Source organism: Desulfovibrio desulfopostgatei, from assembly GCF_053570645.1.
Genome location: NZ_JBRBQS010000002.1, coordinates 2,221,701 through 2,238,096, shown reverse-complemented (window position 1 = coordinate 2,238,096; position 16,396 = coordinate 2,221,701). Strand labels below are relative to the sequence as shown.

The 16,396-nt window shown below is 57.0% G+C and carries 9 protein-coding genes; all 9 read right to left on the bottom strand.

The genetic code is table 11. The features are described from left to right. Nucleotides 1-6: 6 nt before the first annotated feature. The 9 genes from hmcE to ACUZ9Q_RS09890 all read right to left on the bottom strand — a co-directional run bounded on the left by hmcE (nt 7) and on the right by ACUZ9Q_RS09890 (nt 16,331). On the bottom strand, nt 7-687 hold the full coding sequence (gene hmcE / locus ACUZ9Q_RS09930) for a sulfate respiration complex protein HmcE (RefSeq protein ID WP_192112878.1): 681 nt from the start codon (nt 685-687) through the stop codon (nt 7-9). 47 nt (nt 688-734) lie between these two features. Next, nucleotides 735-1,142 carry a cytochrome c3 family protein gene (locus ACUZ9Q_RS09925; RefSeq protein ID WP_215647818.1) on the bottom strand — a complete coding sequence of 136 codons (408 nt, stop codon included), beginning with the start codon at nt 1,140-1,142 and terminating at the stop codon, nt 735-737. A gap of 117 nt (nt 1,143-1,259) precedes the next feature. After that, nucleotides 1,260-1,544 (bottom strand): hypothetical protein, encoded by a 285-nt coding sequence (locus tag ACUZ9Q_RS09920; RefSeq protein WP_022658301.1) that lies wholly within the window; start codon nt 1,542-1,544, stop codon nt 1,260-1,262. Between the two features lie 830 nt (nt 1,545-2,374). Continuing rightward, nucleotides 2,375-6,544: a DNA-directed RNA polymerase subunit beta' gene (gene rpoC / locus ACUZ9Q_RS09915; RefSeq protein WP_192112880.1), complete on the bottom strand. Its 4,170-nt coding sequence runs from the start codon at nt 6,542-6,544 to the stop codon at nt 2,375-2,377. A 118-nt stretch (nt 6,545-6,662) separates the two neighbouring features. After that, entirely contained in the window at nt 6,663-10,799 is a 4,137-nt protein-coding gene (gene rpoB, locus ACUZ9Q_RS09910; RefSeq protein ID WP_192112881.1) for a DNA-directed RNA polymerase subunit beta, read from the bottom strand. Between the two features lie 482 nt (nt 10,800-11,281). Continuing rightward, a complete protein-coding gene (locus tag ACUZ9Q_RS09905; RefSeq protein WP_227118208.1) occupies nt 11,282-12,622 on the bottom strand; it encodes a hypothetical protein in 1,341 nt (446 codons plus the stop codon). 114 nt (nt 12,623-12,736) lie between these two features. Next, the gene (locus tag ACUZ9Q_RS09900; RefSeq protein ID WP_215647816.1) at nt 12,737-14,980 is read right to left on the bottom strand and encodes a SpoIIE family protein phosphatase; all 2,244 of its coding nucleotides are present in this window, start codon (nt 14,978-14,980) and stop codon (nt 12,737-12,739) included. A gap of 80 nt (nt 14,981-15,060) precedes the next feature. After that, on the bottom strand, nt 15,061-15,357 hold the full coding sequence (locus tag ACUZ9Q_RS09895) for an STAS domain-containing protein (RefSeq protein WP_192112884.1): 297 nt from the start codon (nt 15,355-15,357) through the stop codon (nt 15,061-15,063). A 158-nt stretch (nt 15,358-15,515) separates the two neighbouring features. Continuing rightward, on the bottom strand, nt 15,516-16,331 hold the full coding sequence (locus ACUZ9Q_RS09890) for a MerR family transcriptional regulator (RefSeq protein WP_215647815.1): 816 nt from the start codon (nt 16,329-16,331) through the stop codon (nt 15,516-15,518). Nucleotides 16,332-16,396 lie beyond the last annotated feature (65 nt).

The following is a 16,396-nucleotide window of genomic DNA, read 5'->3' as shown; positions in this document are numbered from 1 at the left end:
CCCCGATTACCAGGGGAAAGCGCCGCCGCGCGTTGCGCCGCCTCTTTTAATGGCAAAGTCCATGCCGATCTGCGCACGGGACATAAAGAAGAGGACAATGTGCGAAAGCTTGGTGAAGGGGGCCAGCAGAAGAAACAGTTCGCCGCTGAGCACATGGGCTATCATCCACGTCTGATAGGCGCCGCCGTCAAGGCGCGCCATAAGACCCGTGGCAAAGGGCAGAAAGGTCAAAAGCAGAATAAGCCAATCCTGGCCGCTGTTGAGCTGCCTGAGCGCCGGTGAGGAAAGACGCCGCAAGGCAAGCAGAACAATGCCGGAAAGAGCCATGATGGCAAGCACATCGGCAACGCCGCCAGGGAGCGACGGCAGGCTTATGCCCACATAGGTTTCAAGCAGAACCGTGTGCCCAAGAAGAAACAGCGGTATAAGCACAGCGCCGAAATGCAAAAGAAAGAAAAGAATGGTGGCAACCGGCTGGGCGCGCCAGCCGCTGGTGCCGCCAGGGATAAGCCATTTGAAAATGGAAGCAAGCGCGCCGGGGATGGAGCGCTCGGTATGATAGCTGTATGCCACGCGCTCAAGGCGTGCATCCAGACCGCGCACGTACAATACTGCGCGTACAAGCAGGCCGACGACAAATACGGCAATTGAAATAATGAAAAGTGGTCCGGTAATGAAATCCAGCATCTGATCTGCCTCCTAACGTATTCTTCGGTGTACCTTGAGCCTACTGGCTATTTCTTCTTGCCGGCAAACTCAGATGCGGTGCGTTCGCTGTGGCAGACTCGGCAGTCCACAAGACGCGGGCCCTTGCCAGCTTTGACGTGGCAATCGGTGCAGGCGGTGTGCATGTAAGCAACCTGCTTTTTCGCCGGAACCGATGTTACGTCCTTGAGGGTTTCAGACATGCCTGCATCTGTCATGTTGTGGCAGGTTGAACAGTCGCCGTTCCTGGCCTCCACTGCGTCCACATGCTTGTCATGGGGAAAAAAGACCTTGGGCATCTCTGGCTTGCTCACGGCGGGCGTGGTAACGGGCACAAGCTCGTTGCCACACGCCGCGCCGGGCAAAGCCGCCAGGCCGCAGATCAATAATAACAGGCAGGGGAGAGTGGTTCTGAATCTGATAAGTTTTTCCCGCATGATGGATCCTTGCTTCCTGACAAAATCCAGATGGTGTTTCCCCGGCCTGAATTGTGCCGGGCACAATTGGGGAAATCCCGCGCACATGCGTCGGGATTTCCCGTTGTCGACATTCGCCTAGTCCTGGGGCTGGCTAAGGGCCTCGGCCGCGCTGCGCATGAAGACGGCGCACTTGTAGGGTTCGCCCTTCATGCAGCGCATGGCAAAAGCCGCCGCCATGTACATGAAGAGGCGCGATTCGTAGTCAAGCCTGGTGGTGTGCAGCCAGTGATCGTGAGGGTTTCCCCCTTCGGCCAGCTTGCGCGCACGTGCCATGTCTTCGGCATACGCATCGCCTGTGAGCTTGGTGAACAGTTCGCAAATTTCATCGGCCAGATAATCGCGTTCTGACAAAGCTGACATAACAACCCCCTGCGTCTTCCGCAGTCGCGCCCCAGTTTATATGAGGCGGTTAAAAAGAGCAATTAATTAATAAAAAACTTGATGTAATTAATCCGTACAAAACTATTCTCATATTAAACATACTGTGTCAACGAGGTATGGATTTTTTTATGCAAAAAACTTCAAGTTAAGCTCAAGTATTGAAAGGATTAACAATCTATCTTGAATGAGAAAATTTGCACAATCGGCGCAAAAGCTAATGTATTGATATTGTAATAAACACAGGTATAGCATAGTAAAATAATACAGTTAATGTTTTAAAAAATATTTTTATGAAAAAGTGCATATGATTTGCGTATAAACGTAGTTAAATGATTGCTTATTGTTTCTATAAGTAATGGTGTTTGTGTGTACAATCTCCAAAGAACCGCAACGCAAATGACCAGTTAGCCTCTTGATAACCTGCACAATGCATAACTGTGGGGAACTTGCGGCTGCGTAAAGGGGGTCGGCTTATTCGTGGCGCTCAATATGGATTGTGCTTCCTGTGAACCTGATTGGACGGTTCCAGGGGGCAGTGTGGGGCGTGAGGAGGCTCTGGCTGATGCAGAGGTGCCCAAGGCGGGAGGCGACACGTGGCGGCAGGGTTTTGTGAATAGTGAAGCTTGCTGAGACGCGACATGCCGTGGGTGAGCCTGCCTCCGTAGAGGTTGCATATTGGGGACAAGCCAGAGCGTGGGAGTGGATGCGCCGCTGGCTCTATGCGCGCCAACGTAAAGCCCCCTTCGGAAGCGAACTTCCGAAGGGGGCTGTCAGAGTCTCCAGGCCGTGGCCCGGTTTATTCTGTCTGCCTAGTTGTTCAGGTCAACCAGGACAGGATTTTCTTCAAGGTCTTCAAGGAACTTGTCGGGACGTTCCTTCTGGTCGGGAACCACGATATCGCCGTTGACGTATTCGCGGTAGCCGGTACCGGCAGGAATGAGGCGACCCACGATGACGTTTTCCTTGAGGCCGCGCAGGTAGTCCATCTTGCCCTTGAGCGAAGCCTCGGTGAGCACCTTGGTGGTTTCCTGGAAGGAAGCCGCCGAGATGAACGAGGATGTGGTCAACGAAGCCTGGGTGATACCCAGCACCAGCGGTTCCGCTGTAGCGGGTTTGCGGCCTTCGGCAATGACCTTCTGGTTTTCGGCCTTGAATTCGGCCTTGTCCACCTGCTCGCCCACGAGGAAGCTGGTGCCGCCGCAATCGAGAACCGTAACCTTCTTGAGCATCTGACGCACAATAACTTCGATGTGCTTGTCGTCGATACCCACGCCCTGGAAACGGTAGACTTCTTGGATTTCGTCCACAAGGTAGCGGGCAAGGTACTTTTCGCCACGGGTGCGCAGAATGTCGTGCAGTTCGGGGTAGCCTTCGGTCAGCGGATCGCCCGCTTCCACAAAGTCGCCGTCAGCAGCGGTAATGTGCTTGCCCTTTGGCACAAGGTATTCCTTGGCCTCGCCGATTTCAGGCGTAACAACCAGCTTGCGCTTGCCCTTGGATTCGCCAGCGTAGGTGACAGTACCCGCGATTTCGGAAACCACGGCCATGTCCTTGGGCTTGCGAACTTCAAAGAGCTCGGCCACGCGCGGAAGACCACCCACGATATCCTTGGTCTTGGATGTTTCGCGGGGCTTACGGGCGATGATGTCGCCAGCCTGGATGTCTGCGCCGTCCTTGATCATGATGATGGAGCCGACGGGCAGGGTGTAGACCGCCGCAGTGCCGCCGTGGCTACGCTTTTTGACGCTGCCGTGTTCATCGCAGATGGAGATGGACGGGCGGAAGTTGGTGGTGCGGTATTCCATAATGGTCAGGGATGCCTGACGGGTAATATCGTCCACCTTTTCCTGCACGGTCTTGCCGTCGATGATGTCCGTAAAACGGATAACGCCTTCTTCTTCGCAGACAAAGGGTTCGTTGAACGGATCCCATTCGGCCAGCACAACGCCCTTGGTCACTTCCTGCCCGTCATGGACAAGCAGGCGTGCGCCGTTGGGCAGAATGTATTTTTCGCGTTCGCGGCCCTGAGCGTCCACAATGGTGAGCTGGCCGCTCTTGCCGAGCACCAGTTCCACGCCGTCGCGGTTGGTGACGGCGCGCACGCGGTTCAGGATAACGCGACCCGCGTTCTGGGCTTCAAACTTGTTCTTTTCAATGGTGCTCGAAGCCGTACCACCGATGTGGAAGGTACGCATGGTAAGCTGCGTGCCAGGTTCACCGATGGACTGGGCCGCGATGATACCCACGGTTTCGCCCGTGTTGACCAGGTGACCGCGGGCAAGGTCGCGCCCGTAGCAGAGGGCGCAGATGCCGCGTTCGGCCTGGCAGGTAAGGGGCGAGCGCACGGTGATGGAGGAAATGCCCTTGTCGCTGATAAGCTGGGCTTCCTTTTCCTCAATAAGCGTGTTCTCGGGCATCAGCACGGTGTTTGGATCATCGGGATCAAACACGGGGTAGAGCAGCACACGGCCAATGACGCGCTCGGCCAGCGGGGTCTTGATGTCGCCGCCGTCCTTGAGGTGGGTCAGTTCGATGCCGTCCACAGTGCCGCAGTCGTGTTCGCAGACAATAACGTCCTGCACAACGTCAACCAGACGGCGGGTAAGGTAACCGGAGTTGGCCGTCTTGAGGGCGGTATCGGCAAGACCCTTACGAGCACCGTGGGTGGAGGTGAAGTACTGCAACACCGACAGACCTTCGCGGAACGAAGAGGTGATAGGCGTTTCAATGATTTCACCAGAAGGCTTGGCCATAAGACCGCGCATGCCCGCGAGCTGGCGCATCTGGTCCTGGTTACCACGAGCGCCCGAATTGGACATCATGAAGATCGGGTTGAAGCTCTGGTTCTTTTCCTGCTTGCCGGTCTTGGGATCGGTGAGGATGTCGTAAGAGATATCTTTAATCATCTCTGCCGAAACGTCCTGTGTGGCCTTGGTCCACACGTCAACCACCTTGTTGTACTTTTCAGTACGGGTGATGATACCGTCGCGGTACTGATGTTCGATGTCGTCCACTTCCGCCTGCGAGGCAGCCAGAATGTGCTTCTTGCTTTCAGGAATGGTGAGGTCTTTCACGCCGATGGTCACGCCCGCTCTGGTGGCGAATTCGTAACCCATGTCCTTGAGGCGGTCGCACAGGATGACCGTGGCCTTGATGCCGCAGTGGCGGTAGGCCGCGCCCACGAGACGCGCAATGTTCTTCTTGGTGAGCACGCAGTTGACGTGTTCGAAGCCCAGCTTCTCGGGCAGGATGTCGCTCACGAGCACACGGCCGGGGGTCGTGTCGTACACGTGACCATCGGGCATGCGCACCTTGACGCGGGCATGCAGCGAAACCTGTCCGCCATCATAGGCGGCTTCCACTTCCCAGGGGGCGCAGAAGGTCATGCCTTCGCCCAGCTCAAAGCTGCGCTCGGCGGTCATGTAGTACAGGCCAAGCACGATATCCTGAGAAGGCACGATGACAGGGCCGCCGTTGGCGGGCGAGAGAATGTTGTTGGTGCTCATCATAAGCACGCGGCATTCAATCTGCGCTTCCACCGAAAGGGGAATGTGCACGGCCATCTGGTCACCGTCAAAGTCGGCGTTGTAGGCCGAGCAGACGAGCGGATGCAGACGGATGGCCTTGCCTTCAACCAGCAGGGGTTCAAAGGCCTGAATGCCCAGACGGTGCAGGGTCGGGGCGCGGTTGAGCAGAATGGGGTATTCGCGCACCACTTCCGAAAGGATATCCCACACTACCAGCTCTTCACGCTCCACCATCTTTTTGGCGCTCTTGATTGTGGAGGCGTGGCCTCTTTTTTCAAGTTCGGCATAGATGAAGGGCTTGAACAGCTCAAGCGCCATCTTTTTGGGCAAACCGCACTGGTGCAGCTTGAGGTAAGGGCCAACGGTAATAACCGAACGGCCGGAGTAGTCAACGCGCTTGCCGAGCAGGTTCTGACGGAACCGGCCCTGCTTGCCCTTGATCATGTCGGAGAGCGACTTGAGCGGGCGACCGTTGGTGCCTGCAATGGCGCGGCCACGACGACCGTTGTCGAAGAGCGCGTCCACAGCTTCCTGAAGCATGCGCTTTTCGTTGCGGATGATGATTTCGGGCGCGCCCAGTTCCATCAGCCGTTTCAGACGGTTGTTGCGGTTGATCACACGACGGTAAAGGTCGTTGAGGTCAGAGGTGGCAAAGCGGCCACCGTCCAGCGGCACCAGAGGACGCAGTTCCGGCGGGATGACGGGAATGACTTCCATAATCATCCATTCGGGCTTGTTGTCCGACTCAAGGAAGGCTTCAACAATCTTGAGGCGCTTGGTGATCTTTTTCTTCTTGGTCTGGCTCTTGGTGGATTCGCCTTCTTCGCGCAGTTCGGCGCGCAGCTTTTCCAGCTCCAGTTCTTCCAGCAGGCTGCGCACGGCTTCCGCGCCCATGCCCACGGTCAGAACTTCGTCCGTGCCGTAGTGGTCAAGAATCTGGAGGTACTGGTCTTCAGAGATGACCTGACGCTTCTGCAGATTGGTCTGACCGGGATCAAGAACGATGTAGGAGTCGAAGTACAGCACCTTTTCCAGATCGGCCATGGTCATGTCGAGCAGGGTGCCGATCTTGGAAGGCAGGGTCTTCAAAAACCAGATGTGGGCAACGGGCGCGGCCAGCTCAATGTGGCCCATGCGCTCGCGGCGCACCTTGGAGGCAATAACTTCAACGCCGCACTTTTCGCAGACGATGCCGCGGTGCTTCATGCGCTTGTATTTGCCGCAGTTGCATTCATAGTCCTTCACGGGGCCGAAAATCTTGGCGCAGAACAGGCCATCACGTTCCGGCTTGAAGGTACGATAATTGATGGTTTCCGGCTTTTTCACTTCGCCGTAAGACCATTCACGAATGGCCTCGGGCGATGCGATGGAAATCTGGATGGCTTTCAGGTTGCGGATGTTCGTCACGTTGGTCGACGCGCCGCGTGCGGTGAAAAGATCGTCCAGGCTCATAGTATACCTTGCTTTGTAAAAAGCTCGTTGAAATCGTTAGCCATGCTGTCGTTGGCCGTGAGAGGCAAAACCGCTCACGGCCAACGCAACGCGTTTCCGGGGCCGCAGAAAGGGGCTGTTACGCCTCTTCCTCGCGTTCTCTCATAAAGCCCACGCGTTTGGGCTTTTTCTTGCCTTCTTCCTGATGCAGGGTCACGTTGAGGCCAAGGCTCATGAGTTCCTTCACCAACACGTTGAAGGATTCGGGCAGACCGGCTTCAAGGAAGTTGTCGCCCTTGACGATCTTCTCGTACATCTTCACGCGTCCGGTCACGTCGTCCGACTTGACCGTGAGGAATTCCTGCAGCAGATAGGCCGCGCCGTAAGCTTCCAGAGCCCACACTTCCATTTCACCAAGACGCTGACCACCGAACTGGGCTTTACCGCCGAGGGGCTGCTGCGTCACCAGCGAGTAGGGGCCAGTGGAACGGGCATGGATTTTTTCGTCAACCAAGTGGTGCAGTTTGAGCATGTACATGACGCCCGTGGTCACGCGGTTCTTGAAGGGAACACCCGTGCGGCCGTCGTACAGGGTGGTTTTGCCGTCGTTGGCAAGACCAGCCTTGTCCATCCAGCCCCAGATTTCTTCTTCGGTCGCGCCGTCGAACACCGGGGTCTTGGTAACAATACCGTTGCGCAGCTTGAGGGCAGAGGCCTTGAATTCCTCATCGCTCATGCTGTCCACCAGAGCGCTGATTTCAGGCGAATTGTAAACGCCCTTCAGTTCTTCGCGCACAACCTGCATGGCCGCGCCGGAGTCAACCAGTTCGGCCAGTTGCCGGCCCAGTTCCTTGGCACCCCACCCAAGGTGGGTTTCCATGATCTGCCCGATGTTCATACGTGAAGGCACGCCCAGGGGGTTCAACACGATGTCCACGGGGCGACCGTCGGCAAAGAAGGGCATGTCTTCTTCCGGCAGAATGCAGGAAACAACACCCTTGTTACCGTGGCGGCCAGCCATTTTATCGCCCACAGAGAGCTTACGCTTGATGGCGATGTGCACCTTGACCATCTTGATGACGCCAGGGGGCAGATCATCGCCTTCCGTAACCTTTTCGCGCTTGGAGTCGTAAATGGCCTTCAGGTATTCAACCTGCTGGTCGTAAGACTTGAGCACATCGGCCACGGCGTCGTTGACTTCCTTGCTCTTGAACAGGCCCGCGAGCTTCTTCACGGGAATCTGCTCAAGCACGTCTTCGGTCAGGGCTGCGCCCACTTCGGCCAGCACTTCGCCCTTTTTCTTGCCCGGCACTGCGGCGGCGATCTGCTTGCCCAGCACATGCGGGGCAATCTGAACGCGGGTGCGGTCGGACAAAGCGCGAAGGTGATCAGATTCCTTCTGGTCCAGCACGGACGTGTCGTGGCTTTCAATGGCCAGCGTGCGGTCGTCCTTCTCGCCGGAGCGGCGGTTGAAGACCTTCACGTCAATGATGGTGCCTTCCACTCCCGGGGGAACCTTGAGGGAGGTGTTTTTCACATCCCTGGCCTTCTCGCCGAAGATGGCGCGAAGCAGCTTCTCTTCAGGGGTAAGCTGGGTTTCGCCCTTGGGCGTGATTTTGCCCACAAGGATATCATCGGGCTTGACCGCTGCGCCGATGCGGATGATGCCGCTTTCGTCCAGGTTGCGCAGCATTTCTTCGCTGACGTTGGGAATATCGCGGGTGATTTCCTCCGGTCCAAGCTTGGTGTCGCGGGCCACTACCTCGAATTCTTCAATATGAATGGAGGTAAAGGTATCCTCGCGAACGGTGCGCTCGGAAATGAGGATGGAGTCTTCGTAGTTGTAACCGCACCAGGGCATGAAGGCGACCACCAGGTTTTTGCCGAGGGCCAGTTCGCCTTCGTCAATACCGGGGCCGTCAGCCAGAATCTGGCCCTTTTTCACGGGCATGCCGGGGTAGCAGGTGGGCTTTTGCCCAAAGCAGGAGTTCTGGTTGGACTTGTGGAACTTCAGCAGGTCATAGGCGCGCACGCCGCCCTGCTTGGGGAACACGTCGCCTTCGTACGAAACGATGAGGCGGTCGGCGTCCACATATTCCACCTTGCCCGGCGCGGGAGCCACGATGCACGCGCCGGAGTCGCGGGCCACGTCCACTTCCATGCCGGTACCCACCAGGGGCTTTTCGGCGCGCAGAAGCGGCACGGCCTGACGCTGCATGTTTGAACCCATGAGCGCGCGGTTGGCGTCGTCGTGTTCCAGGAAGGGAATGAGCGCGGCAGAGATGGAGACCATCTGGCTGGGCGAAATGTCCATCAGGGTCACCTCTTCACGCGGGTTCATTTCCACTTCGCCCTTGACGCGCACGGTAACGTATTCGTCAAGCAGGTTGCCGTCGGCATCGGTGCGGGCGTTGGCCTGAGCCACAACCTGACCGCCTTCGCGCGAGGCGTCGAGGTGCACAACTTCATCGGTCACGCGGGCATCGCGCACAACGCGGTAAGGCGTTTCGATAAAGCCGTAGTCGTTCACCTTGGCAAAGGTAGTCAGTGAAACGATCAGACCGATGTTCGGGCCTTCAGGCGTTTCAATGGGGCAGATGCGGCCATAGTGCGAGGTGTGCACGTCGCGCACTTCAAAGCCCGCGCGTTCACGGGTAAGACCGCCGGGGCCCAGGGCCGAAAGGCGGCGCTTGTGCGTCACTTCGGAGAGCGAGTTGGTCTGGTCCATGAACTGCGAAAGCTGCGAGGTGCCGAAGAATTCTTTCAGCACAGCCGCCACAGGCTTGGGATTGATAAGGTCGTGGGGCATGAGCGTGGAAATTTCCTGAAGGCTCATGCGCTCCTTGATGGCGCGTTCCATACGCACAAGGCCGATGCGGTACTGGTTTTCCACCAGTTCGCCCACCAGACGCACGCGGCGGTTGCCAAGGTGGTCGATATCATCGGCGGGGCCGTGGCTGTCCTTCAACTGCACCAGCACCTTGATGGCGGTGAGGATGTCGTGGTCGGTCAGCGTGCGCAGGTCGTCAGCCTCATCCAGGTTCAGACGCTGGTTGAGTTTGTAACGGCCCACGGGCGACAGATCGTAGTAGTCGCCGTTGCGGAACAGGTTGTCAAAGAAGCTGGCCGCAATTTCCGGGGTAGGCGGAGAAGACGGACGCAGACGACGGTAGATTTCTTCCTGCGCTTTCTGCTGGTCGGGAATGCGATCCTGAACCAGAGTGTCGCGGATGGACGAAGACGTATCCGTGCCCTTGGTGTGCAGCACGGCAATGCGCGTGATGCCCGCTTCGCGGAAGCGGTCGAGCAGGCCTGCGGTGATTTCGTCCGCAGCTTCTGCCAGCACTTCGCCGGTCTTGGGATCGGCCACGTCCAAAGCCAGGAACATGGCGTCCAGCGTGTCGGGGCGAACTTCGATAGCTTCAATGCCCGCTTCGCAGATCAGACGCCAGCTGCGCTTGGTGATGGGCTTGCCAGCCTTGACAATGACATTGCCCTGCGCGTCGATGATGTCGGCGTAGGCGTTGTCCTTGCGGTACAGGTCCTTGCGCACTTCCCAGAACAGGCTGCTGGCCGACTCAATGCGGTAGTGCTCCTGCGAGTAGAAGTATTCAAGAATCTGCTCCTTGCTCATGCCCATGGCCTTGAACAGGATGGTGGCAGGCATCTTGCGGCGTCGGTCGATGCGGACGTACAGAATATCCTTGTGGTCGAAGTCAAAGTCGAGCCACGAGCCGCGCATGGGGATGATGCGGCAGGAATAGAGCACCTTGCGGCTGGTGTGAGTCTTGCCGCCATCGTGCTCAAAGATGATGCCCGGCGAACGCTGCAACTGGTTAACGATGACGCGCTCGGTGCCGTTGATGATAAACGTGCCCTTTTCCGTCATCAGGGGCAGGGTGCCAAAATAGATATCCTGCTCTTTGATGTCGCGGATGGTGCGGTTGCCCGAAGCTTCATCGGTGTCATAGACAACCAGGCGCACCTTGATGCGCATGGGTGCCTCGTAGGTCAGCCCCTTGGAAATGCACTCGGCCTGGTCGTACTTGGGTTCGCCGATTTCATAGCTGACGAACTCAAGACTGGCGGTCTTATTGAAATCCTCAATGGGGAAGACGGTGTGGAACACACCTTCCAGCCCTTCCTCTGGGCTGCGGTCGGCATCTGAAACGCCTTCCTGAAGGAATTTCTGGTAAGAATCTATCTGCAGATTCAGCAGATGTGGGATAGGGAGGGAAACCTTGATCTTGCCGAACTGTTTGGTGAGCTGGCCCATGGGTACCTCAAGATAGGTAGCGGTTGCGCCCCGGCTGCGCGAGACAAATCAGCATGCCTAAGCCGGCGGGCAAAAAACTTGCTGTCACTGCACCCTGAAAGCGTAATCTGGTGGGAAGGCTAAAAAGAACTTACTGCGGGCAAGGCGTAAAAAACCCATCCCTGTCTGGGTAAACAGGGCTGGGATCAGGGCATTACCTTTAATATATATGCTTGGTCAGTAAGTTATTGAAAAACAGAAAGGAGCCTCCCGCACCAATCGTTGAAAGAGGATGCATACTAGGAATCCGAGTCCTTGGCAAGCAAAAAAAGCGGGAGAGAAAAATAAAAAAGCCTCTGTTCACTAATTTACCTCAGTGGGAACTTCATGACAAGACAAAAAAATTGCCGGGTGGAGCGGTTATTCTCGTTTGAGCACACAAACCGTGCTGGCAGGACGCACAAAAGAACATTTTTTCCAGCCTCCTCAAAAGTTGCCGCGACCTAGCCTATTTCAAACAGGGCTTGCCCCTCCTCGGCTCTCCGGCTCCAGGCAGTGATATGCCCATCGTTGGAAACCTTGATGCCGATGCCGTGTTCGGCCAGGGTCATGGCTGCCGCCTTGCGCCCGCCGCTGCTGCTGCCGCCGGGAATCTTGAGGATAGCCCCCACCGCAAAAATGCTGCCATCGTCAAAGATCAAGGTTGCGCCATCAATGGAAAGAAGCTCGGCCCGCAGCTTGCGCGGAATCTGCGCAAAATTCAGGCTTGGCAGGGCCGAGCGCAGCAGCGCGGCTTTGCTGCTGGCATCGTGCGCCAGCATATCACCCTGGCTGACTATTTCGTTCAGGTAGCCGTGCAGCCTGTCTTGCGAAACTCGCACCAGTTCATCCTGGGAAATATTTTGTCCAATGCGCTGGTTACGGCGCTCGTTTATCATCCACGGGGTAACGGCATTTGTGCGGAAAAAGCCGATACACGCACCCTTGCGCCTGAATGAAACATCAAGCAGGCTCAGGTACAGCGCCTCAATGGTGCCCCTGCTGCCGCCTTGCCCCTGATAGCCAAGCTCGGCAAGGTAGGCCTGATGTGAAAAATGCAGCCACTTGCCGCGCCTTTTGGCAAAAAAGAGCTGCCTGTTTTTGAAGATAAGGATGTCGCCGTTTCTGCTGAGGCAAAAGGCACACCTGTTTTGTGAAGTCCAGTAGGCCACGGGCAGAAAGGCCAGTGGCGCGTAAACATGGGCCGCCTCGGCCTCTGCGGGCAATGCCGCCTCGCAGTATGAGGTTATGCCGCCCTCTGCGTTGCACACAAGCAGGGTGTCGCAGCCGGAGGTGAGCACCTTGGCGTAGTCCTCCTTGCTGGCATCAAAAAAATTCACACAGCCGGGCCGGGGATCGTCTTCGTCAATGCCCACGCAAAAGGAAATTTTGTCGCCTTCATACGTTTCGCTCGACCAGAACGACAGCAGATTCAGCATGCGCAGCACCGTTGTGTGGCGCGCTGGCGAGAGTATTTTGGCAATGCCGATGATCTGCGCCTGCCGTATGCACACGGCGGCGTAATCATCTATGTGGGGCGTGGTGAAGATTTTTTCCCATTCTTCAAGGATGTTGTGGGCAATGGCCTGCTCCGTTTCCGTAAACGGAATGGCGCGGAACAGGTACACTTCATCCTCCGGCTGACCGGTAAGGGCAACCCGCAGCATAAAGCGCCTGCCGTTCATTTCGGCAAGGTCTTCAAAATTTTCTCTGGTATAGTCATCGTCCAGAATTTCGGTGGCGGGGCCGAAGAGCGGGGCAAGGTATTCTGCCACTGCCTCGATGATGGATTTTTTTGCTTCCATGATGCTACTCCCTGTGGGCATTGGCAGAACTGGCAATAACGCGGCGAGGATGCCGCACCTGATGCAGAAGGCTGGCGCGGGCCGGATCAGACGGGCCGCGTCCGGCCCCGACGATCAGTCGTCTTCCTGCTTCCAGAGGGTTAAAATGTTCTTGCCGTCTGCAGTGCGGGCATATTCCATCCTGCTCATGATCTTGCGCATCATGGCAATGCCCAGCCCTCCCTCGCGGCGCTGCTCGGCGGGCAGGCTTGTATCCGGGTCCGGCTGGTGCAGAGGGTTGAAAGGGCGGCCTGTATCCTGAAACTGCATCACGGCCTGAAAAGGCCCGGAGCGCATCCGGCAGCGCACCAGCACTGTTCCCTGATCAGGTGCGTAGGCATAGTGGGCGATGTTGGCAAAGACTTCTTCCGCAGCAACCAGCAGCATGGGCAGGGTGGCGGCAGGGCACTGGGCGACCTTGAGCTTTTCTTCCAGAAAGGCCAGCAGTGTTTCCAGATGGGCGTCGTCCGCCGTTATGAGCAGTTCATCCCATGCCAGACCAGTAAATTCCAGAGCCAGAATGGTAATGTCGTCCGCCTGTTCCACGCCGGAGGCAAAGTCGTCCACCCGGCGTAGCAGGGCCTGCACGGTCTGTTCCGCATCCATTCGCTCGGTGCCCAGCACGGCGCTTTCTATGCCGCTGAGGCCAAGGCGCTCGCCCTGGCTGTTTTCCGCCTCGCTGACGCCGTCAGTATAGAGCAGCAGACGGTCGCCGGGGGCAATCTGAAAAGTCTGCTCCCTGTAACGGGAATTGGGCATGGCCCCCAGCGGCAGGCCGTGCCCTGCTTCAAGCCATGCGTAGCGGCCCTCGGCGCGCCTGAATATCAGCGGATGTTCATGCCCGGCATTGGCGCAGACCAGCCGCCCGGTAGTAAGGTCAAGCACGGCCAGAAAGGCAGTGAGAAAGATATCCTGATCGTTCTGCGCCGTGAGGCGCTTGTTGGCCTGCGTAAATATCTCCGCCGGGGAAAGGCCCGATTCCGCAAGGCTCTTGATCAGGGTTTTGGCCGTCATCATGAACAGGGCCGCGCCGATGCCCTTGTCCGCCACATCGGCCACCACAATCACAAGCTGGTTTTTATCCCGCAAATAAAAGTCGTAAAAATCACCGCCCACCACCTTGGCGGCGCGCATGACGGCAAAAATGTCAAAGTCTTCCCGCTCGGGATAGGCGGGGAAAACACTTGGCAGCGAGGAGCACTGGATGGCGCGGGCAAATTCCAGCTCTGCGTCTATGCGGCCCGCTGCGGCGCTGATGGCTGCCTTGAGGCTCTGCACGGTTTTGTTGATGCCGTCCGAGAGCAGCCCGAATTCCGGCGTGGTGCGCTCGTTGAGCACCACATCCAGATTGCCGGACGTGATTTTTTGCAGGTCTTCGTTGACGCGGTACACATCATTGATGACCAGCCGTTTGACCAGATGCGACACCATCCAGAAAATCACGGCGAACAGCACCACATTGCAGGCCGCGATGTACAGGAGCATGCTGTCGCGTGAGAAAAACACCTCGCTGCGCGGCAGCAGGGCAAAGAGGGTGTAGCCCTCCACCTCTATGTTCTGGCAGATGTACTGCTTGCCGAGAATGGTAACCAGCCCCTTGCCGTCTGGCTGTATGAGACCGAGGGCATCCACATTCGCCCCAAGGGGGACGGCGGCCTCGTTGCCTGTGCTGATGACGGCCCCGTAAATGGAGATGGCCATAAAACCGTTGGAGCCAATATGGTAGCGCGGGGCGATCTGATCCACCGCAGCGGCGCGCAGAGCGGCTGTCAAGCGCTTGGGGGAATAACCGATCTGCACAATGCCCGTGCAGTCGCGGCGGGCCACCCCGGCATACTGAAAGGGCATGCGGTCAGCACCGCGCTCTTCAATATCCTGCACAAGGGCAAAATCCAGATCGCGCAGGGCTGGCAAAAATGCCGCGGACTGCGGCGAGGAGGCCATGTCGTAGCCCGCAAAGGGGCCCGTGGAGGCTATGATCACGCCCCGGTCGTCCGCAACGTTCAGCTCTTCCACATCCAGCAGTTTGCGCAAAAAATGCAGGATGGTTGGGACGTTAAGGATATTGGGATTTTGCGTGATTATGGCTGCAAAGGCCCGCGCCTTGGTCAAAGCGCCAGCATCGGAAATTTCGCGGATGTGGGCGGCATTGGTGATGACCATGCGCAGATATTTTCCCCCATCGTCCAGATTGGTGGAAAGCATGTGGCGGGCGTTTTCTTCGGCCTGACGGGTCTGCAACAGATAGGATGCGGCAAGCGTAAGGCAAAAGGCGGGAAAAATGCAGATAAAAAGCCATTTGTGAAATAACTTGTGCATGGCGGCCCGCCTTTGCGGGCTTGCCCGCTCTGCATTAGGAAAGCCCGAACCTGATGCGGCGCGGGCTTGCGGGGGTGCGGCTAATCTATGGTAAACAGATCCACAAAACCTGTGATGCTGAATACTTCCCTCACGGTTTCATTGGAGTGGATGATGCGCATGCCCTTGCGTTGAACCATGCGCTTGTGCAGGCGCAGCAGAATGCGCAGGCCCGCGCTGGAAATATAGTCCACCTCGCTGAAATCAAGCACCAGCTCGTCCGCCGCGCCGCAGTCTTCCTGCAAATCCCTGTCCAGCGCCGGAGCCGTCACTGTGTCGATCTTGCCCGCTATGCTGACATGCAAAACGCCGTCAGCCATTTTCTTGCAAACCTGCATATGGGCCTCGTAGTTATTTAGGTGGAGCAAGCGTATAGCTCTTGCATATTTCTACGATTACAGCGCCCCGCCCGCAAGAGGAAAATACGTATCGGCGGGGCGAGGGTGCACGGGCCTTGCTGGCGGGACGGGGAGCCATCAATTGAGGCCGTATGCTGCTATTCAACCCGAATGGCGTATTTCACCGCGTAGCAGTCGCCGCCCTCCTGCATGACGTAACTCATCATGTCGCATACATAGACATCGCTTTTCATGGTCAGGCCGGCGGCGCTGACCTTTTCCAGCATATCGGCAAGGGCCAACCTGTGCGAGGCATCTGTGCCGTTGTGGGCCAGAATGGCGTATTCTCCCTCTGGTTTTATATGAAGGAGGGAGGGCGGCGTGGAGCGCCGCACCCTGGTGAAGTAGTAGCGCTCAACATAGCTGCCCTGCCGTATGTCATCCAGGCAAAAGACAACGCCAAAGGGATAACGCGGTTTTTCTTCCTGCTGCTCGTATCCTCTATTATATTCCACAAAGCGCTGCACAAGTTCCCATTGCGACTCTGAGGGGCTTGCGCCTGTGGGCGTCATTTCCAGCCGTTCTGCCTTTTGATGCCGCACTGTCATGGTGTCGTACTCAAAATCCAGGGCTTCGCGCAGGCAGGCGGTCATGTCCTTGAGCATCAACCTGCGCTGGGCCAACTGGCGCAGCTCCTTTTCTGTATCGAGCTGTTTTTCCTGCAAGAATGACAGGAAGTCCTCGCCGTTCATGTTATGCAGGTGCGCCTTGATTTCCTTCAGCGAACTGCCGACCTCCTTGAGCATGGAGAGCAGGTCAAATTCAAAATACTGCTCAACCCCGTATCGGCGGTACCTGTTTTCTGAAACGTGCCTGGGTTTCAGCAACCCTTCCTTTTCATAGAACAGCAGGGTGCCTTTTTGCGTGCCGCAAAGGCTGGCAAATTCGCCTGAGGTGAGCATGTTCTTTTTCATTACATTTTTTCCTTGACTCTAAAGTAACTGTATAGTTTACGCTGGCAAATTACAGGCAAAAGGGC

Bases quoted from the DNA above. Each gene is read 5' to 3' on its own strand.
- hmcE (WP_192112878.1), bottom strand. From the start codon at position 687: ATGCTGGATTTCATTACCGGACCACTTTTCATTATTTCAATTGCCGTA.
- ACUZ9Q_RS09925 (WP_215647818.1), bottom strand. From the start codon at position 1,142: ATGCGGGAAAAACTTATCAGATTCAGAACCACTCTCCCCTGCCTGTTA.
- ACUZ9Q_RS09920 (WP_022658301.1), bottom strand. From the start codon at position 1,544: ATGTCAGCTTTGTCAGAACGCGATTATCTGGCCGATGAAATTTGCGAA.
- rpoC (WP_192112880.1), bottom strand. From the start codon at position 6,544: ATGAGCCTGGACGATCTTTTCACCGCACGCGGCGCGTCGACCAACGTG.
- rpoB (WP_192112881.1), bottom strand. From the start codon at position 10,799: ATGGGCCAGCTCACCAAACAGTTCGGCAAGATCAAGGTTTCCCTCCCT.
- ACUZ9Q_RS09905 (WP_227118208.1), bottom strand. From the start codon at position 12,622: ATGGAAGCAAAAAAATCCATCATCGAGGCAGTGGCAGAATACCTTGCC.
- ACUZ9Q_RS09900 (WP_215647816.1), bottom strand. From the start codon at position 14,980: ATGCACAAGTTATTTCACAAATGGCTTTTTATCTGCATTTTTCCCGCC.
- ACUZ9Q_RS09895 (WP_192112884.1), bottom strand. From the start codon at position 15,357: ATGCAGGTTTGCAAGAAAATGGCTGACGGCGTTTTGCATGTCAGCATA.
- ACUZ9Q_RS09890 (WP_215647815.1), bottom strand. From the start codon at position 16,331: ATGAAAAAGAACATGCTCACCTCAGGCGAATTTGCCAGCCTTTGCGGC.